Origin of the sequence: Labedella endophytica (assembly GCF_003990045.1) — a bacterium.
Lineage (GTDB): Bacteria > Actinomycetota > Actinomycetes > Actinomycetales > Microbacteriaceae > Labedella > Labedella endophytica.
Map to the genome: position 1 here is coordinate 991,236 of NZ_RZGZ01000002.1, position 22,772 is coordinate 1,014,007.

Here is a 22,772-nt window from a genome sequence, read left to right on the forward strand (position 1 = left end):
CGTCACCGGAGAAGGTGGCGCGCCGGTCGTCAGTTACCGAGGGGCGGGACCGTCCAGGGTCGCACGATCACCCAGATGGAGAAGACCGCGACGATCGCCGTCGCGAGCATGACCGATCCCATCGCGGTCGCGGAGATGCCGAGCACGCCGACGATCGGGGAGATCACCCCGGCGAGGCCGAAGTTGAGGGCCCCGAGCAGGGACGCGGCGGTACCCGCCTCCTTCGCGTGGTTCGCGAGTCCGAGGACCTGGACGGCCGGGAAGGAGAAGCCGCACGCCATGATGTAGAAGAACAGCGGCACGAGGATGCCCATGAGCCCGGCGTCGGTCTGCGCGAGGATGACGATCGTGGTGGCCGTCACGACGTGCACCGCCGTGGTGAAGGTGAGGATCCACTGCGGTCCGTATCGGCGCATCACGCGAGCGGACACCTGCACGCCGATGACGATGCCGATGGAGTTGATGGCGAAGAGCAGCCCGTACTGCTGCGCGTCGAGCCCGAACTGCTCCTGGAACAGGAACGATGACGACGACAGGTAGGCGAACAGACCGGAGAAGGTCATTCCACCGATGAGGGCGACGCCGATGTAGGCGCGGTCCGTGAAGAGCGCTCGGTAGCGGTCGCGCATCGTGCTGTGCCCGGCCTCCGCCCGTCGAGCGGGCGGGAGCGTCTCGACGATGAACACCGCGACGGCCGTCACCACGAGGGCGCCGTAGATCGCGAGGAAGACGAACAGTCCTCTCCAGTCGGTGAAGAGGAGGAGTTGAGATCCGATGACCGGCGCGAGGATGGGCGCGAGCCCGTTGACGAGTGCGAGCCGCGACAGCATCCGAACGAGCGGCTTGCCGCCGAAGAGGTCGCGCACCATCGCCATCGCGACGACACCGCCGGCGGCGGCTCCCGCTCCCTGAAGCACCCGGAAGACGCCGAGCCACACGATGTCGGGCGACAGGATCACGCCGATCGAGGCGATGATGTGAACGCTCGTGGCCAGGAGCAGCGGTAGCCGTCGACCGACCTTGTCGCTCCAGGGCCCCATGAAGAGCTGCCCGACGGCGAAGCCGATGGTCGTGCCGGTGAGCGTGAGCTGGATGAGCGCGGCACTCACGTTCAGGTCGTCCTCGAGCACAGGGAAGGCCGGCAGGTAGAGGTCGATGGTGAAGGGTCCGAGGGCCGTGAGGGCACCGAGGACGAGGATGTAGACGACGCGCTGTCGGCGGGACAGCGAATCGCCGGGGTGAACGACGGTCGTCACGAAACGGCTTTCAGAAAGGAGGGCGGGAACGGGAGCGGATCGAGCGGCTCGTCGCCTCGGGGCGCGAGCGGGCCACTGCTCGCCTTCAGTCTATCGAATCGTTTCGAGCCACGCCCGAGCGCGACCAGGATCGCCCCGACGGAAGCCGCGGGACGCGTCCTCAGCGCTGCTTGACGGCCCGCGCGAGAGCCTGGTCGACGTCGGCGATGAGCTCGTCGCCGTCCTCGAGGCCCACGGACAGGCGCACGACGTTCTCCGGCACGGCCAGCTCGGTGCCCGCCACCGACGCGTGGGTCATGGCCGACGGGTAGTTCACGAGCGACTCGATGCCGCCGAGCGATTCAGCGAGCTGGAAGAGGCGGGTCTTCTCCGCGAAGCGACGGGCGACCCGTTCCCCTCCGACGACGGCGATCGAGAGCATCCCACCGAAGCGGGACATCTGCGATGCGGCGATCGCGTGGCCGGGGTGCGACGACAGGCCGGGGTAGTACACCGTCTCGACGGCGGAGTGTCCGTCGAGGAACTCCGCGAGTCGACCGGCGTTCTCCGAGTGGCGCTGCATCCTCACGTCGAGGGTCTTGATGCCTCGCGTCGTGAGCCACGCCTCCATGGGTGCCGCGATGGCACCCGCGGCGAACTGCAGGAAGCGCACCTTCTCCGCGAGGCCGTCGTCGTCGAGGACGAGAGCGCCGCCGATGACGTCCGAGTGGCCGCCGAGGTACTTCGTCGTCGAGTGCACGACCACGTCGGCCCCGAGCCCGAGGGGGCGCTGGAGCGCCGGCGAGGCGAAGGTGTTGTCCACGACCGCGAGCACGCCGGCACCGTGGGCGAGCTCCGTGAGCTCGGCGATGTCGCTGACCTTCATGAGCGGGTTCGAGGGCGTCTCGATCCACAGGAGCTTCGTCTCCGGTCGGATGGCCTTCTGCACGGCGCGCAGGTCGCCGAGGTCGACGACCGTGTGCGCCACACCCCACTCGCCGAAGACGCGGTTCACGAGGCGGTAGGTACCGCCGTAGACGTCGTTACCGATCACGATGTGATCTCCGGGCCGCACGACGGCACGGAGCAGGGCGTCTTCGGCCGCGAGGCCGGAGGAGAACGCCAGGCCGTGGGAACCGCCTTCGAGCGCCGCGAGCTGCTTCTCGAGCGCCGTGCGCGTGGGGTTCGCGCTCCGACCGTACTCGTACCCGCCACGCAGCCCGCCGATGCCGTCCTGCACGAACGTGGAGGACTGGAAGATCGGTGGGATGACCGCGCCCGTGGCGCGATCGTGGTCCTGACCGGCATGGATGGCGCGCGTCGCGAACGCCGCGGATCCGTGAGCTGACTTCTTCTTCTTCGCCATCGTGTTCTCCTGACGGTCGCGAGCGGGATCTCTACTCGCCGAGGAAGGCGAGGAGGTCGTGACGGGTGACGACGGCGTGGGGCTTGCCGTCGAGGGTGACGAGCAGGGCATCGGAGGTCGCGAGGGCCGCGCGGACGGCGGCGACGGACTCGCCCGAGCCGATGATCGGGAGCGGGTCGGAGATCACCGTCGAGACGGCGTCCGACATCTTCGTGTGGCCGGAGAAGACACTCTCGAGCAGCGATCGCTCGGAGACCGCACCGACCACCTCGCCCATCACGACGGGCGGCTCGGCGGTGAGCACGGGCAGCTGGCTGACCCCGAATTCGCTCATCACGGCGATCGCGTCGCGCACGGTGTCGATCGGGTGGGCGTGGACGAGAGCGGGGATCGCGCCGCCCTTCGCCGACACGACGTCGGCGACGGTGGCACCCTCGGCCTCCTCGAGGAAGCCGTACGAACGCATCCACGTGTCGTTGAAGATCTTGCCGAGGTAGCCCCGTCCGCCGTCGGGCAGGAGCACGACGACCACGGCATCGGCCGGGAGGTCACGGGCCGCCCGGAGCGCGGCGACGACGGCCATGCCGCTGGAACCGCCGACGAGCATGCCCTCCTCGCGGGCGAGACGCCGCGTCATCGCGAACGACTCCGCGTCGGTCACGGGGATGACCTCGTCCACGACCGACGGGTCGTATGCGCCCGGCCAGAAGTCCTCGCCGACACCCTCGACGAGGTACGGGCGCCCGGTGCCGCCCGAGTACACGCTGCCCTCGGGGTCTGCCCCGATGATGCGGACCGTGTCGCCGGCGACCTCGCGGAGGTAGCGGCCGGTGCCGGAGATCGTGCCGCCCGTGCCGACCCCGGCGATGAAGTGGGTGATCTTTCCGTCGGTATCGCGCCAGATCTCGGGACCCGTGGTCTCGTAGTGGCTGCGCGGACCGTTCGGGTTCGCGTACTGGTTGGGCTTGAAGGCGCCGGGGATCTCCGCGGTGAGCCGGTCGGAGACGCTGTAGTAGGACTCGGGGTGATCGGGCGCGACGGCCGTCGGCGTCACGACGATCTCGGCTCCGTAGGCGGTGAGCACGTTCCTCTTGTCCTCGCCGACCTTGTCGGGCAGGACGAAGACGCAGCGGTACCCGCGCTGCTGCGCGACGAGGGCGAGGCCGACGCCGGTGTTGCCCGAGGTCGGCTCCACGATCGTGCCGCCGGGGAGGAGCTTGCCCTCGGCCTCGGCCGCATCGATGATCCGGCTCGCGATCCGGTCCTTCGCGGACCCGCCCGGGTTCATGTATTCGACCTTCGCGAGCACGGTCGCGGCGATGCCGTCGGTCACCGAGTTCAGCCGGACGAGCGGGGTGTCGCCGACGAGGTCGAGGATGGTCTGTGCGTACTTCATCTGAGGAGTCCTTGCGTCGCTGGTGTCCGTGGCGCCTTCGCGCGGACGGGGTCGTTCGAGATGACTAACGACAGCGACGACAGGACACGGAGGACGGCACCCGACCACTCTAGACGGTGGCCCCCGCGGCCCGGTGAACGTGACGGAGAGGTGCCTCGCACAGGGTTCACGTCCATTCGAGGGAATACACAGCGCGATCACCTAGTTTGGTAGGTGGATTGTGACCCCGTGACTGAGAGGCCCCCGTGACCCCCAAGCAGCAGCCGCCCGGCTCGCCCGTCCCGCCGTCGGTGAAGAAGCAGAGCGTCAAGGAGCAGCGAGCCGCTCAACGCTCTGAGAAGGTCGAGGCGTACAAGAAGGAGCAGGCGCGCAAGGCACGCAACCGCCGCATCGGGATCTGGTCCGCGGTCGTCGGTAGCCTCGCGATCGTGGCCCTCGTCGTCACGACGATCGTGCTCACGGCCCCGCAGAGCGCCTCGTACACCGCGGGAGGCTCGGGCGCCGAGATCGAGGGCGTCGAGACCTTCGAGAACACCGCTGGTCACGTGGAGGGTGCCGTGACGTATGCGCAGACCCCGCCCGCCGGTGGCGAGCACAACCCGTACTGGTTGAACTGCGGCGTCTACAGCGAGCAGCCCCCGAGCGAGAACGCGGTCCACTCGCTCGAGCACGGTGCCATCTGGGTCACTTACGACCCGTCGATGAGCGACGACGAGGTGTCGACGCTGCGCGAGAAGCTCCCGTCCACCTACGTCGTCCTGTCGCCGTACGAAGGGCTCCCGAGCCCCGTCGTCCTGAGCGGCTGGAACGTGCAGCTGCAGGTCGACTCGGTCGACGACTCCCGCATCGCCGACTTCATGGAGGAGTACTGGCGCAGCAATGACGTGCCCGAGCCCGGCGCCTCGTGCTCCGGTGCCGTCGACGGCCCCGGCAAGGTGAGCTGACCTCGGTGACCGATACGAGGCCGACCGCCGCGGGTGACGGCACGGAGGTCGATGACCGTTCCGGTGACGGCAGAGCCCCGGCGCGTCGCCGCTCGCCCGTGGCGGTGGCCGTGATCGCGCTCCTCGTCGTCCTCGCCGTCGCGGCGGTCTCGTTCTCCGTCGGCCGACTGTCGACCCTCGGCGAGGCGACCCCCACCGATACGAGTGCCGAGGCCGGTTTCTCGCGCGATATGCAGACCCACCACAATCAGGGTGTCGAGCTCGCCTTCATCATCCGCGACCGCTCGGATTCGGAGGACGTGCGGACACTCGCCTACGACATCGCGACGACGCAGGCCACCCAGTCGGGCATGATGTACGGCTGGCTGCAGGAGTGGGGACTCTCCCAGGCCGGGTCGGAGCCGACCATGACGTGGATGACGAGGCCGGCTCTCGACGGTGCCGTGGGCCACGACCACTCGGCGGAATCCGTCGCCCACGAGCCCGGAGCACCGATGCCGGGCCTCGCCACGGACGCGCAGATCACCGAGCTGGAGTCCCTCGACGGCGCCGAGGCGGAGGTCTACTTCCTCCAGCTCATGATCGCGCACCACAAGGGCGCGGTCGACATGGCCGTGGCCGTGCTCGACCGCAGCAGCAACTCCACGGTGACGACCTTCGCGAACGGCGTCGTCTCCAGCCAGGAGTCGGAGATCGATCTCATGGAGTCCATGCTCGAGAAGCGCGGCGCGACGGACGAGCTCCCGCCCTCCTGACGCTCTCCCGGCCCCGTTCCTCCCCCGAGTTGGCGCAAAGCGTCTCCGGATCAGCTATCAGACGACACAACGCGACCACACGGTTCTCCGGCGCCCGCCGCATTCCCTCGCACTGACGCAACACGTCGCGCGGCGCGACCTCAGTCGACATGATGCGTCCATCCCACCCCGCACCCCGCTACTTCGCCCGAGTTGCCGCATATCGTCGCCCAATCCGACCCCGGAGGACACAACCCGTCCACCCGGGTTCGGCGAGCTTCCGGGCGGGCGAAACACGACCGACTCGGAGGCGCTGATCCACCCGCGACCCGTCGTCCACAGGTCGCCGCCTGCTTCATCATCCGGATGAGGCTCGATTCGTCGCTGACTCGGCACCCGAAACGCGCGAGGGTGCCTGCATGCGTCCACGTCCCCTTCCTCCTGCTCTCCCCGCGATCTTCTCGACGACCGAGGCCCGCTCACTCGGAGTGACGCCGGGTCGATTGCGGTCACCCGATCTCGTCATTCCCTTCCGTGGCGTCCGGTGGTTGCTCGACGATCTTCCTCGCGATCCGACACCGGCTCAGGTATTCGATGGTCGCATTCAGGCCTACGCGACGAGGATGTCGGACGACGAGTTCTTCAGCCACGAGACGGCCGCCGCTCTCTGGAATCTGCCGGTCAGGCTCTCCGCGTTCGATCGGGAGCCACTTCACGTCTCGGTGCGTCACCCGCTGCGAGCGCCGCGAACACGAGGTGTCCGCGGCCACCAGGTTCGCGAACACCTCGCGAGGGTCGTCGACCTGCACGGCGTCAAGGTGACCGATCCAGTGAGCACATGGGCCATGCTGGCCCAGCGGTACGGTGTGGTCGAACTGGTCTGTCTCGGGGACGCCCTGATCCGCGATCTCCCCGACCCTGGTCGGCCCCTCGTGCACTCGCGACCGGAGCCGATCGCCACCCGCTTCGATCTCCTGAGAGCAATCGAGGCCGGTCCGCGCCCGGGCCGCCCTCGGCTCGAACGAGCGGCCGAATTGATGAGCGAACGGAGTCGCTCCCCCGCAGAATCACGCACACGGCTTCTACTCGCCGAGGCGGGTCTCCCGACTCCAGAGCTCAATACGGACGTCCATGACGGATCCGGTCGATTCGTCGCGAACGTCGACTTCGCGTTCCCACGATTTCTCGTCGCCGTCGAGTACGAAGGCGACCACCATCGGATCGACCACGACCAGTTCAGAAGAGACATCGAACGCATTGAACGGATGTCGTCACTCGGCTGGCGGATCGTGCGGCTCGTTTCTGCCCACGTCTACGCGAACCCGGATGAGGCCGCTCGTCGTGTCAGAGGCGCGCTTCACGAACGAGGCTGGCGGGGCTGACTGCTCACGCTCCATCACCGCACGGCGCACTGCTTAGCCGGTCCGCGGGGCGGCCCGGCCGGACGGTCTCCTGCCTACCCGAGAGACAGCCTCCACGAGGTGGACGCGAGACGTCGTCCGCGAGAGATGGAGCCGACGAAATGCGTCCACCCGAGTGCTTCCCAGGGACGGAGTGGACGCGAGATGTCGCGCGCGCCCTATCGAGGCGACAGTTTGCGTCAACTCTCCGCGGGAAAAGTTGGGGAAGGGGCGAGGGCGGGCTAGAGGGCGCCGGTGCGCTGCTCGGTGTGCATGCGAGCGTAGATGCCGTCGTGGGCGAGGAGTTCCGCGTGCGTGCCGCGCTCGACGATCCGGCCGGCGTCCACCACCATGATCACGTCGGCGTCCACGATGGTCGAGAGCCGGTGGGCGATCGCGATCGTCGTCCGGCCCGTCGATGCCGCCTCGAGGGCGTTCTGCACGACGCGCTCCGAGATCGAGTCGAGGGCGCTCGTGGCCTCATCGAGCACGAGGACCGCCGGGTCCTTGAGGAGCACGCGGGCGATCGCGATCCGCTGCTTCTCGCCGCCGGACAACCGGTAGCCCCGCTCCCCCACGATCGTGTCGTACCCGTCCGGGAAGGACACGATCGTCTGATGGATGTTGGCGGCGATCGCGGCCGCCCGTAGTTCCTCGTCGGTGGCCTCGGGCCGGGCGTACCGCAGGTTCTCCGCGATCGAGGCGTGGAAGAGCGACGTCTCCTGCGACACGATGCCGATGTGGGATACGAGCGAGTCCTGGGTGAGGTCGCGGACGTCGGCACCGGCGAACGAGACCGAGCCGCTCACGGCGTCGTAGAAACGGGGGACGAGGTACGAGACGGTCGTCTTGCCCGCCCCGCTCGGACCGACGAAGGCCGCGAACTGACCCGGCTCGATGCGGAAGGACACCCCGTCGAGGGTGGGCCGGGCGTCTTCCGACGCGTCGGGGTAGCGGAAGGCGACGTCCGAGAACTCCACGAGTCCGAGCGGCCCCGGGGCCTCCTCGACGGTGATCGCGTCCGCCTTGTCCGTCACCCGTGGCCGCAGGTCGAGGTACTCGAAGATGCGCGCGAAGAGGGCGCCGGACGTCTGCACGTCGAGGCCCACGCGCATGAGCGCCATGAGGGGGAACAGCAGCCGCGACTGCACGGTCGTGAACGCGACGATGGTTCCGGCCGTCACTCCCGTGCCGCCGCCGGCGATGAGCCACCCGGACACGAGGTAGACCACGGCAGGGATCGATGACAGGAAGATGCTCACCATCGCGAAGAACCACTGGCCGCTCATCGCCTGCCGCACCTGCAGGGTGATCTGGGTGTCGTTCGCCCCGCGGTACCGTTCGATCTCGCTGTGCTGCCGGTTGAAACTCTTGGAGAGGAGGATCCCCGACACCCCGAGGGTCTCCTGAGTGATCGCCGTCATGTCGGAGAGCGACTCCTGCGTCTGCGTCGCGATCCGCGCGCGCACCTGGCCCACGCGCCTCTGAGCGGCGACGAGCACGGGCATGAGGACGAGGGCGACAATCGTGAGGCGCCAGTCGATGAGGAGCATCGCGACGATGGCCGCGAGCACGTTGACGGTGTTCCCGAGCACGCTCGAGACCGTGTTCGTGAGCACGCTCGCCACGCCGCCCACGTCGTTCTGCAGCCGTGACTGGATGATTCCCGTCTTCGTGTGCGTGAAGAAGCTGAGCTCCATGGACTGCAGCTTGCTGAATAACTCGACACGCAGCGATCCCATGACCTTGTTGCCGACCGTCGCCGTGAGGTAGCTCTGCCACACGCCGAGCCCGCTCGTCACGATGAAGATCGCGATCATGATGATGACGATCCGGGCGAGTGCCTCCAGGTTCGGACCCCCCTCCGCGGGGAAGAGCCCCACATCGAATGCCTGCTCGACGAGAAGCGGCGGGATCACCGACAGTCCGGCGGCCACGACCACGAGGATCCCCGTGATGATCAACTGCGTCCGATAGGGACGGAACAGGCCGCTGATGCGCCGGAAGAGTCCCGGGATCTTCGGTGCCTCGGCGTTGAGAGCGCGCTGCATGGACTCGTCGCTCGCGCTCACCCGGGCGCGCGGCCCGCCGCCCCGCATACTCATACGCTCACATTACGTCTCGCGTCGGGTCGCTCCGGCCGGTTGCGCGGTGAGCGGACGCGACGCGCCGGTCCCGCCGAAGCGAGTCCGGCGCGACGCCACCACGACACCGCGGAGACGACGAACGGCGGCGGACCCCATCGTCCGCCGCCGTCGCTCGTCCCCCCTGTCGGAGCCCGGATCAGCCCTTCGTCGAACCCGCCAGCAGGCCGCGAACGAAGTAGCGCTGCAGGCTGAAGAACACCAGGAGCGGCACCAGGATGGAGATGAAGGCACCGGCCGTGAGGAGGTGCCAGTCCTGTCCACGGCTTCCCGTGATCTCGGCGAGCAGCTTCGTCATCGGCGCGACCGCGCCGTCGGCGAAGATCAACGCCACGAGCAGGTCGTTCCACACCCACAGGAACTGGAAGATCGCGAAGGACGCGATCGCCGGCATCGTGAGTGGGAGGACGATCCGGAAGAAGATCTGTCCGTGACCCGCGCCGTCCACGCGCGCCGCCTCGATGACCTCGGCAGGGATCTCTGCGATGAAGTTGTGGAGGAGGAAGATCGCGAGCGGCAGGGCGAAGATCGAGTGTGCGATCCACACCTGCGCGTACCCGGCGGAACCGAAGGCCGTGATCACGGGGAACCCGAAGATCTCACCGCGCGAGAACAGCTGGAGGAGCGGGACGAGGGCCATCTGGATCGGAACGATCTGCAGCGCGAACACCGCGATGAAGAGCATGTTCTTCCCGCGGAAGTCCATCCAGGCGAAGGCGTAGGCGGCGAGCGAGGCGATCACGAGCGGGATGGCCGTCGCGGGGAGTGTGATCGCGATCGAGTTGATGAACGCGCCGGCGAGGGTCAGCTGGCTGTTTCCGGATCCCAGGACCTCCACGTAGTTGTCGATCGTGAGCCCGAAGTTGCTGAAGATCGTCCACCAGCCGGTGGTACGGACCTCGTTGGCGGGACGGAACGACGAGATGAACAGGCCGAACGTGGGGATCGTCCACAGCACCGCGATGACGAGAGCGGCGATGGTCGCGCCGCGCGACGTGAGCCGCCGCTTCGTGCCCTTCGCGAATCCGTTCTCGACCTTGCGCTCTCCGCGGGTGAGGGTCTTCTTCTGCTCCTCGTCGACCGGCAGGTCGATAGGGGTGACGGCACTCATCAGCGGATCTCCCTCTGCTTCTTGATCTGCCGGGCGTTGTAGACGACGATCGGCAGCACGAGGAGGAACAGGACGACGGCGAACGCCGCCGACCGTCCGGCCTCGAAGTTCTTGAACTGGGTGTACATCTCGTTGGCGATGACCGAGGTGTTGTTGGCGCCGGCCGTCATGGTCCGGACGATGTCGAAGACCTTCAGCGAGGCGATCGAGATCGTCGTGAGGACGACGACGAGCGACGAGCGGATACCGGGCACCGTCACGTTGATGAATCGCTGCCACGCGTTGGTGCCGTCGAGCTCGGCGGCCTCCATCTGTTCGGCGGGCACACCCTTGATCGCCGCGGACAGGACGACCATCGCGAAACCGGTCTGGACCCAGATGAGCACGACGATGAGCGCGATAGTGTTCCACGGATCCACCGAGAGGAAGCTGACCGGCTGGCCACCGAACCACACGACGATCTGGTTCAGCAGACCGATCTGCTCCTGATCCGCCGGGCGGGCCGTGTAGACGAAGCGCCAGATGATGGACGCGCCCACGAAGGAGATCGCCATCGGCATGAAGACGAGGATCTTGAAGTACTTCTCCCCGCGCGACTTGTCGATGAAGACGGCGTACGCGAGGCCGGCGATCGTCGAGACCACGGGAGCGATGAGCACCCAGATGATCGTGTTGAGGACAGTGCGGACGGCCTGCGGCTGCGTGAAGATCCAGACGAAGTTGTCGAAGCCCACGAAGGAGTCGCCTCGAGCGTTCTGGAAGGCCTGGATCGTGGTCTGGATGGTCGGGACGACGAGGCCGATCGCGAGCAGCACGATGGCCGGGGCGAGGAAGCCGAAGAGCTGGAACAGATAGCCGGCGCCCTCCGACGACCGGTAGTCGAACCAGAAGAAGAGGAGTCCGAGCACACCGGCGGCGATGATCGCGACGGGGTATGACTCGAGGACCGCGAGGATGCCGAGGGGGATGAGCACGCACGCGGCGAGCCGCGCGATCGTGTAGACCCGACCGCGACGCGGGGCGATCTCGATGAAGAAGATGAGGATGCCGATCAGGGCGAGGAACGCCACGATGATGATCGGGACTTGCGCGAGCGGTGGCAGGGTACTCAGCCACTGGAGGAAGGACGACATGGACGCCTCTCGAGTGCGACGGTGGACTCAGGATGCTCACCATACGCGCGGTCCGGGTCTGCGTGTGGCGAGGCTGGGGAGAGGGGCCGCCGGGACTGTGTCAGTCCTGGCGGCCCCGCTCCTCCGGCGTTATTAGCTGGACGGCCAGCCGGCCTCGATCTGCTCGAGGACGGTCGTGGTGTCCGAGCCGTTGATCCAGTCGATCATGCCCTTCCAGAAGGAACCGGCACCGACGGCGCTCGGCATGAGGTCGGACGCATCGAAGCGGAACGTGGTCTCGGGGTCCTGGAGGATCTCGATGGCCTGCGTGAGGATTCCGCTCGAGGCGTTCTCCGGGTCGAGACCCGTGTTGGCCGAGATGACGCCTCCGAGGGAGACGCGGCTGTTCGCCCACTCGGGGCTCGAGAGGTACTCCTGCACCGCGACGGTGTCGGCGTCGTCGCTGAACGCGCCGACGATCTCGCCACCACCGGTGACCGCGTTGCCCGTGCCGTCGATCGACGGGGTCACGAAGGCCCAGATGTCGCCGTCCTCAGCAACGGTCGCACCGGCGTCCGTGATGAAGCCGTCGAAGAACGAGGCCTGGTGGTGCAGGGCGCAGGTGCCGTCGGCGAGGGCGCCGGCCGCGTCGCCGAACGGCGTCGTGTTGATCGAGGCGACGTCACCGAAGCCGGCGTTGACGTACTCCGGGTTCTTGAGGATCTCACCGACGGCGTCGAACGCCTCGGCGATCTGCGGGTCGGTGAAGGGGATCTCGTTCGCGACCCACTGGTCGTAGACGTCCGCTCCGGCCTGGCGAAGGACGAGGTCCTCGACCCAGTCCGTTCCGGGCCAACCGGTGGCCGCGTCGGATCCGAAACCGGCGCACCACGGCGCACTGCCGGTGGACGACTGGATCGTTCCGGTCAGGTCGACGAGCTCCTGGTAGGTCGTGGGGACGGCCCAGCCGTTCTCCTCGAACTGCGACGGGGAGTACCAGACGAAGCCCTTGACGCTCGCCATGAGCGGCGCGCCGTAGACGGTGTCGTCGACGGTGCCGTAGGCCTTCCAGTCCGCGGACCAGTACTCGTCGATGTTGCTGACGACGGACTCGGGTGCTTCCTTCAGGTAGCCGCGGGTCGCGAGGTCTCCCATGAGACCGGGCTGCGGGAAGATCGCGATGTCGGGGGCGTTTCCGCCCTGGGCACGGACGGAGATCTGGGTCTCGAACTCCTTGGAGGACTCGTAGACGATGTCGATTCCGCTCTCGTCCTCCCAGTCGGCCCAGGACTCCTCCAGCAGCTCGGCCTCGGTGTCGGCGATGGTGCCGTAGACGGTGACCTCACCGTCTCCCTCGCCGCCGCCGGCGTCCGTTCCGCCGCCGGGTCCGCCGGAACATGCTGTGAGGGCCAGGCCCATCACGCCGATCGCGGCGATGGGTGCGAGAACTCGCCCCCGTGAAGTGATACGCATCAAGTGCCTCCTCGTTGAGTGTGTGCGCCACGACGCTAGGCAGTCGCAGGCTCGGGTCGATCACCGAGCGAGTCGGGAACCGGTTCCATGGACACGTTATGGCACGGCCGACCAATGCACAACGCGACAACATCACAAATCGATATACCTGCCATACCTGGGTGAGAGCGCTCTCACGACGGACGTCACAGCGAACCCCGCGCCGATCAGGCGAAACAGTGAGAGCGCTCTCACAAACCCGGCTCCGCGACGTTCGGGAACCGTTTCCATTTCGTGATGTGTGTGGGTTAGCCTCAGGTGCTGGACCCAAGGAAGGGGCGCGTGCCATGAGCGGAATCGCCGACGTCGCGCGCATAGCGGGTGTCTCGAAGTCGACGGCGAGTCGAGCGCTCACCGGGGGCGGATACGTCTCGGAATCCACTCGCCAGCGCGTCATCGACGCGGCTCGGGTGATCGGGTACGTCGCCTCCCCCAACGCCGCGAGCCTCGTCACCGGACGCACCAAGAACGTCGGCGTCATCATCCCCTTCGTGAACCGGTGGTACTTCGGCGAGGTCCTCGAGGGGATCGAGGACGGACTCCTCGCGTGCGATTATGACCTCACTCTCTACAACGTCCGTCCGGGCACCACGTCGCGTGCTCGTATCTTCGAGCACTTCCTCGCTCGGAAGAGATTCGACGGCATCATCACGATCGGGATCGAGCCGTCACCGGCCGAACTCGCCCGCCTCGTATCGCTCGAACGACCGGTCGTCGCCCTCGGCGGCCAACTCCCGGGTATCGCCTCGGTGTCCATCGACGACGTCGCCGTCTCCCGCCTCGCGACCGAGCATCTGATCGGGCTCGGCCACACGCGGATCGTGCATATCGGCGGAGAACGATCCGACGACCTGGTCGGATCCGTGCACGGCCGACGACTGACGGGATACATGGACGCGATGGAGGCCGCCGGACTCGGCGCCCAGATCCTCTACGTGCCGAGCGACATGTCCGTCCCGGGCGGGTACGCCGCCGGCGTGCAGGTGATCGGCGATCCGCGGAACCGCCCGACGGCGATCTCGGCCGCATCGGACGAGGTCGCCGTCGGCACGATCATCGCGGCCCGACGCACCGGCATGGAGGTGCCGAGCGATCTCAGCGTCGTCGGCGTCGACGGTCACGAGTACGCGGAGATGTTCTCTCTCACGACGGTCGAGCAGTCCCCGCGTGAGCAGGGCGCCGCGATCGTCGACCTTCTGATGGACGCCCTGGAGGGACGCCCCTCAGCCGACCACGTGCTCCTCCACCCGACCCGCCTCGTGGTGCGCAGCTCGACGGCTCGCCCACGGCCCGAGGCCATGACCCGGTCGTAGCGCGCCGATCAGGCGTCCCCGGATCCGACAGCCTCGGCCTCTTCCATCGGGTCGACGATCCGATCGTCGACACGTCCGAGGACGCGGCGCCCGAGCAGGAGGACGACGAGCGCGAGGACGGCCGATCCCGCCGCCGTGAGATACGGTGCCGGAGTCCCGAACTGCCGAGCGAGCTCGGCTGCGGCCGGCGGCGCCACGGCACCGCCGAGGAAACGCACCGCGGAATAGGCGGACGATGCCACGGTGCGCGGCAGGTCCGTCGCCTCCATCACCGCCTCGGTCAGGACGGTGTTGATGACCCCGAGGATGAGTCCGCCGATCACGACGCACACGACGATCCCGGCGAGGGACGCCGACAGCAGCGCGATGGCGCCGAGGTCGAGCGCGAGGACCGCGAATCCGCCCGCGAGCACCGAGGTGCGGCGGAGCCGTCTCGTGAGCGCGGGGGCTACGGCGACACTCGTGACCGCGAGGGCGATCCCCCAGCCGAAGAAGACGAGGCCGAGGGTGAAGGCGTCGTCGATCCCCAGGGATTCGAGGGCGAACGGGGTGTAGGCGAGGAGGACGAAGAACGCGATGTTGTAGAACAGCGCCGTGATGGCGAGCACGGCGAGAGCCGGGACCCTGAGCGCTCGGAACGGGGCCGAGAGGGGTTGCGGGGTCGGCCTCTCCCCGTCGGAGCGCAGCAGGGTGACGATCGCGATGAAGCCGATCGCCATGAGGGCGGCGGTCCCGAAGAAGGGGCCCCGCCAGCTGACCGAACCGAGCAGACCGCCGACGAGGGGCCCGATCGCGATGCCCAGACCGAGAGCCGCCTCGTAGAGGACGATCGCCGTGCCGGTCCCGCCGGACGTCGCCCCGACGATCGTAGCGAGCGCCGTGGAGATGAACAGGGCGTTCCCGAGGCCCCATCCCGCTCGGAAGCCGATGACGGCCTCCACCGAGTTCGAGGCTCCAGCGGCGATCGCGAAGACGACGATGAGGGCGAGCCCCAGCAGGAGCGTGCGCTTCGCGCCGATGCGACTCGACAGCCAGCTGGTGACGAGCATCGCGAGCCCCGTGACGAGGAGGTAGCTCGTGAACAGGAGCGACGTCTGCGTCGCGGACGCGTCGAGGTCAGCGGCAATGGCGGGGAGGATGGGATCGACGAGGCCGATGCCCATGAACGCGACGACGCAGGCGAAGGCGACGGCCCAGACACTGCGCGGCTGACGGACGAGTTCGCGGAAGCCGCCGGCGGACCCGCCGCTCACGCGATCTCTCCCGCGAGGAATGCAGGGTCGGACACGGCGGCGCGCTCGTCGAGGATCTCGACGCTGCGACGCAGCGCGTCCCGGTCGGCGTCCGTCAGGTCTCGGAAGTACGGCAGGAGCGCGGCGGCGAGGGTGTCTCGCCACTCGTCGAGGGCGGCGTCGCCTGCGGGGGTGACCGCGATGAGCCAGGCACGCTTGTCCTCGACGTCGGCGATCCGCTTGATCCAGCCGAGGTCGTCGAGCCCGCTGACGATCTTCGTCATGGTCGGCTGCGTGACGCGACTGAGCCGGGCCAGGTCCCCGAGACGGATCGGGCCGAACGCGCGCAGAGCACTGAGGGTGCGCCAGACGGCGGGAGAGCGTGAATCGTCCGTCGCGGTGGCGGCGAGGCGAGTGACGCGATGGGCGCTCGAGACGAGTTCGCCGAGCAGGTTCTTGAGGTCGTTGATGTCTTCACTCACTGATCCGATTATACATAGCCCAGCTATATATCCACTCGACCCTCCCCTACCCCCACAAAAAACTTCGGATGTGCTCGAAAATTCGAGCACATCCGAAGTTTTCAGGGGGGTCAGCGCAACCAGAAGCTCGACGAGGGGTCTATCTGGCTGCGGTGCATACTCGGTGGGTGCGCGGTGCGCGCGTCCAGGTCGTCGGTCGTCGCGGAGATCCCGGATCCACGCGCGATCGCGGCTCCGAGCACACGCCATGGTGTCCTGCTGTTCATGATGATGATGCTTTCGTTCTGCGGCCGACGGGGTCGGCGGTGTCCCGCCCGACGGTCGTCGGCGGGAGGGAGGCCCGGAACGGGCCGCAGAGAATCCAGAACGTTCGTGCGCGTTAAACGCGCACGGGCGTCGCCCCGTCAGGGGCGACGCCCGGAACGGATGCGGATTGCTCTGTGCGGGTACGTGAATACCCGGACATGCGAGTCCGCATCCATCAGCGTCGGAACCGACTCGTCAGAGTCGATCGCCATCGCGCCTCAGTGAACCCCCGAAGGGGTCTGCTCACTTGAGGGTGACGGTGGCGCCGGCCTCTTCGAGGGCGGCCTTTGCCTTGTCAGCGGTCTCCTTGTTGGCGCCTTCGAGGACAGCCTTGGGGGCTCCATCGACGACGGCCTTGGCCTCACCGAGGCCGAGCGAGGTGAGCTCGCGGACCGTCTTGATGACCTGGATCTTCTTGTCGCCGACCGACTCGAGGATGACGTCGAAGGAGTCCTTGACCTCTTCCTCCTCGGCAGCGGCGCCACCGGCGGCAGCCGGTCCGGCCACGGCCACGGGGGCGGCAGCGGTGACCTCGAAGGTCTCCTCGAACGCCTTGACGAACTCGCTCAGCTCGATGAGCGTGAGGCCCTTGAACTGCTCGAGCAGCTCTTCAGTTGACAGCTTTGCCATAATTTCTTCTCCTAGTGTCGTTTACTCAACCGCGGGGTGATCGTCCGGAGACGATTACGCAGCGGACTCCTGCTTCTCACGCAGCGCGTCGACCGTGCGAACGGCCTTCGACAGCGGTGCGTTGAACAGATATGCGGCTCCGAACATCGAGGCCTTGAAGGCGCCGGCGAGCTTGCCGAGCAGGACTTCGCGGGACTCGAGGTCGGCGAGCTTGCCTACCTCTTCAGCGGTCAGCGGGTTACCGTCGAAGTAACCACCCTTGACCACCAGGGAGGGGTTCGCCTTGGCGAAGGTACGCATAGCCTTCGCGACGGAGACAGGGTCACCGTGCACGAACGCGATCGCGGACGGACCGGCGAGCTCGTCGTCGAACGACGAGATACCGGCGTTGTTCGCCGCGATCTTGGTCAGCGTGTTCTTCACCACGGCGTACGTTGCGTCCTCGCGGATGTCCGTGCGCAGCTGCTTCAGCTGCGCCACCGTGAGGCCGCGGTACTCGGTCAGCAGAACGGCGGTCGAGCTCTGGAAAAGTTCCGTGAGTTCGGCAACCGAGGCTTCCTTGTTCGCCATGGCCACTCCTTGTTGTCATTTCGCACGTCACGGTGGTGACGTGCCCGAGACCTCAAGCCCGTTCTCAGGAAAAGAACCCATGAAAAAAGGCCCCGGCGCAAGCGCGCGGAGCCTGAGATTCGATACGAATCGGAAACTTCGTCACACCTGCGCAGGTCGCTCCGGATGGGACGTGAGTCCCGGGAGCCTTCAATCGATGTGGCCGAGGGGGAAGATCGCTCTTCCTTCTCCGCGCACGCCGATAACCGGCGGTCTTCGGTATGAGACATACCGTAGCGCATGACGGGCGGATCTGCCAATCTCGCACCGCCGATCATCCGAGACGCGCCGGTGCCACCGGTCGCTCAACCGTCCGTCGCGGCGAGAGGCAGTTCGATCCGGAAACGCGTGTCACCGGGGCGGCTGTCAACCGACACGGACCCGCCGTGCACCTCGACGACGGCGCGCACGATCGCGAGGCCCAGCCCCGTGCTGCCCGTGGCGCGCGACCGCGAACTGTCTCCACGCACGAAGCGTTCGAAGACGCGGTCGAGGGTCTCGGGCGCGATGCCCGGCCCGTCGTCCTCGACCGTGATCACGACCGGGCCCGCGAGGGCACCGGAATCGGCGTCGGACGCCACCTCCAGACGGGTTCGGACGAGTGTCCCCGGCGGGGTGTGGACGCGGGCATTGGCGAGGAGATTCGCCACCACCTGGAAGAGCCGGGAGTCGTCGCCCGTGACGAACAGGGGGAGATCATCGTCGGGGAGGTCGACCGTCCAGTCGTGGGTGGGGGCCGCGACGCTCGCGTCATTGACGGCGTCGACGACCAGGGTACGCATGTCGACCGGTTCCCTCTCGAGGGCTCGCCCCTCGTCCAGGCGCGCCAGCAGCAGCAGGTCTTCGACGATGGTCGTCATGCGAGCGGCCTCGGATTCGATCCGGCCCAGCGCGTACGTGGCGTCCTCCGGCAGATCCTCCGGGGACATGCGCGTGAGTTCCGCATAGCCACGGATGGAGGCGAGCGGCGTCCGGAGCTCGTGGCTCGCATCGGAGACGAACCGTCGCACGTTCTCCTCGCTCGCCTGACGCGCGGCGAGCGCCGCCCCGACGTGCCCGAGCATGCGATTGAACGCGGCCCCGACCCGGCCGACCTCGGTCCTCTCGTCGGCATCGCCGTCGCGAACCCGCACCGCGAGCGCCACGTCACCCCTCTCGAGCGGGAGCCTCGACACCTCGGTCGCGGTCTGCTCGACCCGCTCGAGCGGCCGCACACTCGCCCGGACGGTCAGGTACGCGACGACCGTCGCGATCGCGATCCCTCCGGCGCTCACCCCCAACACGATCCAGACGAGTTGCGACACGGTCTGCTCGAGCGAGTCCATCGGGAGTCCCACGATGAAGGTGCTGCCGGCGTCGGTCTCCATCGCCACCACGCGATAGGTTCCCAGGCCGTCGCCGAGATCGATCGTCGTGGGCTCGTCCTCGTCGGCCGCGGAGAGAAGCTTCGCCGCCGTCGACGCGTAGAGATCCTTCCGCGTGCCACCCTCGTCGAGATACCCGGCATAGGTCACGACACCGTTCTCGATCTCGACGCCGAGAGTCCCCGCGGATTGCCCGAGGATCCCGATGATCCGACCGGGCCCCGGCTCGTCATCGCCGTACGTCCCAGGCACGGGATAGGGGTAGACGTTCGCAGGAGCTCTCGCCGCGCGGTCGCTCGCCTGTCCGAGCTCGTCGTCGAGGCGCTGCGTGAGGATCGACCGCACGCTCAGGATGCTGACGAGGCCGATGACGAGGGCGGCGAGCGTGATGAGGACGACGGTGGCGAGCGTGAGACGGCGACGCAAGGACCACCCGTCGAGGCGCGACAAGGCGACGGGGCGGCGCTCGCCACCGGTATCGGCAGCGGATCCGTCGACACCACGGATTCCGCTCGCCGCTGTCACGAGCCGGCTGCCTTGATCATGTAGCCGGCTCCCCGCACCGTGTGGATCATCGGGTCACGACCGGCGTCGACCTTCTTGCGCAGGTACGAGATGTAGAGCTCGACGACACTCGCGCGACCGTCGAAGTCGTAGCTCCAGACCCGATCGAGGATCTGCGGCTTGCTGAGGACGCGTCGCGGGTTCCGCATGAGGTAGCGCAGGAGCTCGAACTCGGTGGCGGTGAGCTCCACGGGTGTGCCCGCGCGGGAGACCTCGTAGCTGTCCTCGTTCAGTTCGAGGTCACCGACGGTGATGATCGGCGTGTTGGCCGCCGACGTCAGCGCCGTGCGCCGGATGAGCCCCCGCAGACGCGCGACGACCTCCTCCAGGCTGAAGGGTTTCGTCACGTAGTCGTCGCCGCCCGCCGTGAGCCCGGCCAGGCGGTCGTCGAGGGAGTCCTTCGCCGTCAGGAAGAGGACAGGGGTGTCGTCGTTCTGCGCTCGCAAACGGTGGAGCACCTCGAGCCCATCGAGCCCCGGCATCATCACGTCGAGGACGAGGGCATCCGGCCGGAAGTCGCGCACGACCCCGAGCGCTGCGTGACCGTCGGCAGCCGTCCTCACGTCCCACCCCTCGTATCGCAGTGCCATGCGCAGCAGGTCCGTGAGGCTCTGCTCGTCGTCCACGACGAGCACGCGGATGGGCGAACCATCGGGCTTCGTGAGGGGAGCCGGGCGGGAGGAGGACGCATGGCCGGAAGTTGTCATGTTCCTCATTATCGAGACGGAGCTATGAATGCACTATGGATTGGGGCGGCGCCCGCTTCGAACCGCGGATGACACCCAGACCCCGGCATCGGTGCAGAATAGTGCGGTCCCCCGCACAGCACGAGGAGCTCCACCATGTCATTCCTCTCCAGCCTCACGCGCACGAAGAGCATCGAGGCCTCGATCGCGGACTCGCATGCCGCAGGCCGCACCCTGACTCGTTCCCTTACCTGGTGGGACCTCGCGGTCATGGGTGTCGCGGTCGCGGTCGGAGCCGGCATCTTCTCGGTCGGGGCGAACGCCGCGGCCAACTACGCCGGTCCGTCGATCTCGATCGGCTTCATCCTCGCCGCCATCACGTGCGCCCTCGCGATCATGGCCTACGCGGAGTTCGCGTCGAGCGTGCCGGTCGCCGGTTCCGCCTACACCTTCACCTACGCGACCCTCGGCGAGGGGCTCGCCTGGATCATCGGCTGGGACCTCATCCTCGAGATGCTCACGGCGGCCGCGGTGATCGCGAGCTACTGGGGCGTCTACCTCGACGAGGTGTTCAACATCTGGGGCCTCAGCATCGCGCCGACGATCCCCGTGCTCGGGCTCGAGGTGAACTGGGGCGCGTTCCTCATCGTCGCGATCTTCACGACCCTGCTCGCCCTCGGGACGAAGCTCTCGGCGCGCGTGAGTTCCGTCTTCACCGTCATCAAGGTCGTGACGGTCCTCTTCGTGATCGTCGTCGGCGCGTTCTACGTGAACCCCGCGAATTTCTCCCCCTTCATCCCTCCGGCCCAGCCGACCGGGGGAGGCGCGTCGGACGTCTGGACGCAGTCCCTCTTCTCCTTCCTCTCGGGCGCCGAGCCGGCGACCTACGGCGTCTTCGGCCTGCTCGCCGGGGCGTCGATCGTGTTCTTCGCCTTCATCGGCTTCGACGTCGTCGCGACGAGCGCCGAGGAGGTCAAGAACCCGAAGAAGAACCTGCCGCTCGGGATCTTCCTCGGACTCGGCATCGTCACGGTCCTCTACATCGGCGTCAGCATCGTCCTGACGGGCATGGTGCCGTACACGGTGCTGGCCGAGGCGGAAGCGCCCTCGCTCGCGACCGCCTTCATCGCCGTGGGAGCCGACTGGGCCGCCCAGGTGATCTCGGTGAGCATCCTCCTCGGACTCACCACGGTGATCATGGTGCTGCTGCTCGGCCTCGCACGCATCCTGTTCTCGATGAGCCGCGACGGCCTCCTCCCCCGGTCCTGGAGCAAGACCTCGGCGACGCGACACACGCCCATCCGTCTGCAGATCGGCGCGGGAGCGGTGGTCGCTCTGCTCGCCGGACTGACGGACGTCGGGATCCTCGAGGAGATGATCAACATCGGAACACTGTCGGCGTTCGTGCTCGTGAGCATCTCGGTGATCGTGCTGCGGAGGAAGTACCCGAACCGCGACATCGCCTACCGGATGCCGTGGTCCCCTGTCCTGCCGATCATCTCGGCGGCGCTGTGCCTCTGGCTGATGCTCAACCTCACGACCCTGACGTGGGCGCGGTTCCTCGTCTGGTTGATCATCGGTGCTGCGATCTACCTCCTGTACGGTCGTCGGCACTCGCGCCTCGCGCAGGATCAGCAGCTCGCCTGACCCTCGATGTGCGGACATCGGTCGTGTCGGGTGAGCGCGCGAGGACCGATGTCCGCACATCCGCGACGGGGTCCACGTCGGAAGGGGAGGCGGTTAGGCTCGATGCGTGGCTGACCTCTCCTCCTTCCGTCGCCTGGCGGACCCGCACAGCATCGAGTTCGGCGTCGCATCGACGGTCGTCATCGGCGCGCTGTCCCTCATCGATCCCGGGCCTCTCCGTCCGGGAGCCCGCGCGCTCTACCGGACGACGATCGCCGGCCTCGCGGCCGCGATGACATGGGTGACCGTGCGCCACGAGACCGCATCCGTGGAGGTCCGTGTCGGGACGACGATCGGGGCGACCGGGGCCACCTTCGGTCTGATGGGGGCCGGAGAGGCGATCGACGCACGGATGCAGCGGGGGCTCCAGCGGATGGGCGTGCACCGACCGCGGCTCGTGCTCGCAGCGACGGGCGCGGCGTTCGCCGCCGCCACGTTCCTCGCCGATCGTGCCGTCGCCGAGCGCCAGGCCGACCTCGGCGACGAGCCCTTCGGTTGGGAGGACCGTCCCCTGTCCGACACGGTCCGTGTCCTCACCGCCGCGCTCCTCGCGCGAACGGATTCCTTCGGCGCCCCCGAACTGCGTTCGCAGCTCGTCACGGCACGCGAGCGGACCTTCACGGACGAACGATTCCGTTCGCCGTCGTTCGTGCAGTTCGTCGTGGCCGACGACGCTCCTCTGGCCGTGCCGGGGAACGCCGCGTTCCCCGTGACCGCGCGATTCGCGACGGACGACGGAACGCTCTACGTCGTGACCCTCGGCATCGGGGAGGGCCGCCTGTCGTCCCTCGAGATCGTCGAGGTGACGGACGACGGCGCCGAGCCGACGAACGAGGTCGAGCGGTGGCCGGAGGCCCACGAGGTCACCCTGCACGTGGAGACGCCGCAGGGCACCGTCCCCCTCGGCTGAGCCGGGCCGCCGATTCGGTGACCGCTACAGGAAACG

Annotated in this window: 20 protein-coding genes; 5 read left to right on the forward strand and 15 right to left on the reverse strand. The window is 67.8% G+C overall.

What is annotated here, in order from left to right:
• Window positions 1-29: 29 nt before the first annotated feature.
• The 3 genes from ELQ94_RS08175 to ELQ94_RS08185 form a co-directional block, all read right to left on the reverse strand.
• On the reverse strand, window positions 30-1,256 hold the full coding sequence (locus ELQ94_RS08175) for a multidrug effflux MFS transporter (protein ID WP_127049016.1): 1,227 nt from the start codon (window positions 1,254-1,256) through the stop codon (window positions 30-32).
• A 160-nt stretch (window positions 1,257-1,416) separates the two neighbouring features.
• Window positions 1,417-2,601, reverse strand: coding sequence for a cystathionine gamma-synthase (locus ELQ94_RS08180; protein ID WP_127049018.1), 1,185 nt, complete (start codon window positions 2,599-2,601; stop codon window positions 1,417-1,419).
• A gap of 31 nt (window positions 2,602-2,632) precedes the next feature.
• Entirely contained in the window at window positions 2,633-3,997 is a 1,365-nt protein-coding gene (locus tag ELQ94_RS08185) for a cystathionine beta-synthase (protein WP_127049020.1), read from the reverse strand.
• Window positions 3,998-4,242: 245 nt separating this feature from the next.
• Between ELQ94_RS08185 and ELQ94_RS08190 the strand changes: the two genes are divergently transcribed.
• The gene (locus ELQ94_RS08190; protein ID WP_127049022.1) at window positions 4,243-4,941 is read left to right on the forward strand and encodes a DUF3105 domain-containing protein; all 699 of its coding nucleotides are present in this window, start codon (window positions 4,243-4,245) and stop codon (window positions 4,939-4,941) included.
• A gap of 5 nt (window positions 4,942-4,946) precedes the next feature.
• Entirely contained in the window at window positions 4,947-5,696 is a 750-nt protein-coding gene (locus ELQ94_RS08195; protein WP_127049024.1) for a DUF305 domain-containing protein, read from the forward strand.
• 488 nt (window positions 5,697-6,184) lie between these two features.
• Here the strand turns inward: ELQ94_RS08195 and ELQ94_RS08200 are convergent, their stop codons facing one another.
• The 5 genes from ELQ94_RS08200 to ELQ94_RS08220 all read right to left on the reverse strand — a co-directional run bounded on the left by ELQ94_RS08200 (window position 6,185) and on the right by ELQ94_RS08220 (window position 12,915).
• On the reverse strand, window positions 6,185-6,484 hold the full coding sequence (locus ELQ94_RS08200; protein WP_127049026.1) for a hypothetical protein: 300 nt from the start codon (window positions 6,482-6,484) through the stop codon (window positions 6,185-6,187).
• Window positions 6,485-7,317: 833 nt separating this feature from the next.
• Window positions 7,318-9,174 carry an ABC transporter ATP-binding protein gene (locus ELQ94_RS08205; RefSeq protein WP_127050201.1) on the reverse strand — a complete coding sequence of 619 codons (1,857 nt, stop codon included), beginning with the start codon at window positions 9,172-9,174 and terminating at the stop codon, window positions 7,318-7,320.
• A gap of 184 nt (window positions 9,175-9,358) precedes the next feature.
• Window positions 9,359-10,330: a carbohydrate ABC transporter permease gene (locus tag ELQ94_RS08210; RefSeq protein ID WP_127049028.1), complete on the reverse strand. Its 972-nt coding sequence runs from the start codon at window positions 10,328-10,330 to the stop codon at window positions 9,359-9,361.
• Window positions 10,330-11,463 (reverse strand): carbohydrate ABC transporter permease, encoded by a 1,134-nt coding sequence (locus ELQ94_RS08215; protein WP_127049029.1) that lies wholly within the window; start codon window positions 11,461-11,463, stop codon window positions 10,330-10,332. The genes ELQ94_RS08210 and ELQ94_RS08215 overlap by 1 nt, the downstream gene beginning before the upstream one ends.
• Window positions 11,464-11,595: 132 nt before the next feature.
• Window positions 11,596-12,915, reverse strand: coding sequence for an ABC transporter substrate-binding protein (locus ELQ94_RS08220; RefSeq protein ID WP_127049031.1), 1,320 nt, complete (start codon window positions 12,913-12,915; stop codon window positions 11,596-11,598).
• Window positions 12,916-13,241: 326 nt separating this feature from the next.
• Between ELQ94_RS08220 and ELQ94_RS08225 the strand changes: the two genes are divergently transcribed.
• On the forward strand, window positions 13,242-14,267 hold the full coding sequence (locus ELQ94_RS08225; RefSeq protein WP_127049033.1) for a LacI family DNA-binding transcriptional regulator: 1,026 nt from the start codon (window positions 13,242-13,244) through the stop codon (window positions 14,265-14,267).
• A gap of 8 nt (window positions 14,268-14,275) precedes the next feature.
• On the opposite strand, the gene ELQ94_RS08230 is transcribed toward ELQ94_RS08225, so the two are convergent.
• From ELQ94_RS08230 to ELQ94_RS08255, 7 genes are all read right to left on the reverse strand, one after another.
• Window positions 14,276-15,520: an MFS transporter gene (locus ELQ94_RS08230; protein WP_243696918.1), complete on the reverse strand. Its 1,245-nt coding sequence runs from the start codon at window positions 15,518-15,520 to the stop codon at window positions 14,276-14,278.
• The gene (locus tag ELQ94_RS08235; RefSeq protein WP_243696919.1) at window positions 15,517-15,981 is read right to left on the reverse strand and encodes a MarR family winged helix-turn-helix transcriptional regulator; all 465 of its coding nucleotides are present in this window, start codon (window positions 15,979-15,981) and stop codon (window positions 15,517-15,519) included. The genes ELQ94_RS08230 and ELQ94_RS08235 overlap by 4 nt, the downstream gene beginning before the upstream one ends.
• A 110-nt stretch (window positions 15,982-16,091) precedes the next feature.
• Window positions 16,092-16,247 (reverse strand): hypothetical protein, encoded by a 156-nt coding sequence (locus ELQ94_RS17555; protein ID WP_243696920.1) that lies wholly within the window; start codon window positions 16,245-16,247, stop codon window positions 16,092-16,094.
• Between the two features lie 283 nt (window positions 16,248-16,530).
• A complete protein-coding gene (gene rplL, locus ELQ94_RS08240) occupies window positions 16,531-16,917 on the reverse strand; it encodes a 50S ribosomal protein L7/L12 (protein ID WP_127049037.1) in 387 nt (128 codons plus the stop codon).
• A gap of 54 nt (window positions 16,918-16,971) precedes the next feature.
• Window positions 16,972-17,487 carry a 50S ribosomal protein L10 gene (rplJ, locus tag ELQ94_RS08245; RefSeq protein ID WP_127049038.1) on the reverse strand — a complete coding sequence of 172 codons (516 nt, stop codon included), beginning with the start codon at window positions 17,485-17,487 and terminating at the stop codon, window positions 16,972-16,974.
• Between the two features lie 344 nt (window positions 17,488-17,831).
• The gene (locus tag ELQ94_RS08250; protein WP_243696921.1) at window positions 17,832-19,415 is read right to left on the reverse strand and encodes a sensor histidine kinase; all 1,584 of its coding nucleotides are present in this window, start codon (window positions 19,413-19,415) and stop codon (window positions 17,832-17,834) included.
• Window positions 19,412-20,161 (reverse strand): response regulator transcription factor, encoded by a 750-nt coding sequence (locus tag ELQ94_RS08255; protein ID WP_127049040.1) that lies wholly within the window; start codon window positions 20,159-20,161, stop codon window positions 19,412-19,414. The genes ELQ94_RS08250 and ELQ94_RS08255 overlap by 4 nt, the downstream gene beginning before the upstream one ends.
• A gap of 135 nt (window positions 20,162-20,296) precedes the next feature.
• Between ELQ94_RS08255 and ELQ94_RS08260 the strand changes: the two genes are divergently transcribed.
• Together ELQ94_RS08260 and ELQ94_RS08265 are read left to right on the forward strand one after the other, a co-directional pair.
• A complete protein-coding gene (locus ELQ94_RS08260) occupies window positions 20,297-21,787 on the forward strand; it encodes an APC family permease (protein ID WP_127049042.1) in 1,491 nt (496 codons plus the stop codon).
• Window positions 21,788-21,893: 106 nt separating this feature from the next.
• Window positions 21,894-22,736 carry a hypothetical protein gene (locus ELQ94_RS08265; protein ID WP_127049044.1) on the forward strand — a complete coding sequence of 281 codons (843 nt, stop codon included), beginning with the start codon at window positions 21,894-21,896 and terminating at the stop codon, window positions 22,734-22,736.
• Window positions 22,737-22,772 lie beyond the last annotated feature (36 nt).